Annotated in this window: 1 protein-coding gene and 1 pseudogene; one reads left to right on the top strand and one right to left on the bottom strand. The window is 60.0% G+C overall.

Annotation, left to right across the window (positions count from 1 at the left end):
* Nucleotides 1-31: 31 nt before the first annotated feature.
* Nucleotides 32-1,027, bottom strand: coding sequence for a 6-phosphogluconolactonase (gene pgl / locus FN633_RS07595; protein ID WP_154057297.1), 996 nt, complete (start codon nt 1,025-1,027; stop codon nt 32-34).
* Between the two features lie 153 nt (nt 1,028-1,180).
* Between pgl and FN633_RS18380 the strand changes: the two are divergent.
* A pseudogene (locus FN633_RS18380) lies at nt 1,181-1,279 on the top strand (pyridoxal phosphatase); the annotation flags it as partial.

The raw sequence follows: 1,279 nt of genomic DNA, 5'->3' as shown, positions 1-1,279 counted from the left end.
AGCCGCCGCCCGGCGTTACGGGTCTTAGGCATTAATGCGCGTGCACCACCACCCACATTGGCCCCTGCCCAACGGCATAGCGCCCCTTCTCTTCCAGCAGACCCTGCGCGCCCTCAATCGCATACAGCGCGATATGGTGCGACTTCTGCCCTGCTGCAATCAGGTATTTACCGCTGTGGTCGATGTTGAAGCCGCGCGGCTGGGTTTCGGTGGGCTGGAAGCCTTCCACGGCCAGCACGCTGCCATCTTCCGAAACGCTAAAGATAGTTATGATGCTGGCGGTACGGTCACAGGTGTAGAGGTGACGCCCGTCTGGGGTAATGTGAATATCCGCCGCCCAGCGGGTATCGGCGAAGTCGGCAGGCATCATATCCAGAGTCTGCACGCACTCGATCTGACCGTGAGCATTGCTAAGCTGCCACACGTCTACCGAGCCGTTGAGTTCGTTGACGCAGTAGGCGTACTGCTGGTTTGGGTGGAAGGCCATATGGCGCGGGCCTGCCCCTTCAACGGTGGTCACTTCAGCCGGGGTCTGCGCGGTAAGCTGGCCGTTATCGCCAAGGGTAAACAGGCAGATGCGATCCTGCTTCAGCGCCGGAACCCACAGGGTGGCGTTATCCGGAGAGATATTGGCGGAATGGCACCCGTCCAGACCCTCGGCCAGGGCAGTAATCTCGCCCGGCAGGCCGTCGTTGAGCGGGGTAACGCTGACGCTGCCCGCGTTGTAGGAGGCGGTAAAGAGAAAGCGGCCCTGGCGATCGGTGGAGATGTGCGTCGGGCTACCGGACAGCGGCGCTTCTGCGGTGAAGGTCAGCGCACCATCTTCCGGGGCGATGCGGTAGGCCAGCACGCGAAACTCCGGGCGCACGCCAACGTAGAGAAAGCGCTTGTCTGGGCTCACCACCATCGGCTGCACCTGGCCCGGCACGTCAACGACCTGCACCAGGGTCAGCGTACCTTCGTCGTTCAGTCGCCAGACGTGGATCTGCTGGCTCTCGGGGCTGGCGGTATAAACGGTTTGCTGCATAAATTCTCCTTGATCGCAAAAGCAGTGAGATAGATAACCACGATAGTCTTTTTTAGCGGCGAATGCTCTATTTCTGCCCGACGTTTTGTCAGGCCATCATGCGGGTGTACCATGCGTAACGAGTTGAATTTCATTCTCTACCTGGAACCCGATATGACCTCGCGAGTTATTGCACTGGATTTAGACGGCACGCTGCTGACCGCCACAAAGACCCTGCTTCCCTCTTCGCTTCAGGCGCTGGCGCTGGCGCTC

Source organism: Pseudescherichia vulneris (assembly GCF_902164725.1).
Taxonomy (GTDB): domain Bacteria; phylum Pseudomonadota; class Gammaproteobacteria; order Enterobacterales; family Enterobacteriaceae; genus Pseudescherichia; species Pseudescherichia vulneris.
This window is presented reverse-complemented; position numbering and strand designations above follow the sequence as displayed.

Excerpts from the sequence above, each read along its gene's own strand:
- pgl (WP_154057297.1), bottom strand. The coding sequence starts at position 1,027 with ATGCAGCAAACCGTTTATACCGCCAGCCCCGAGAGCCAGCAGATCCAC.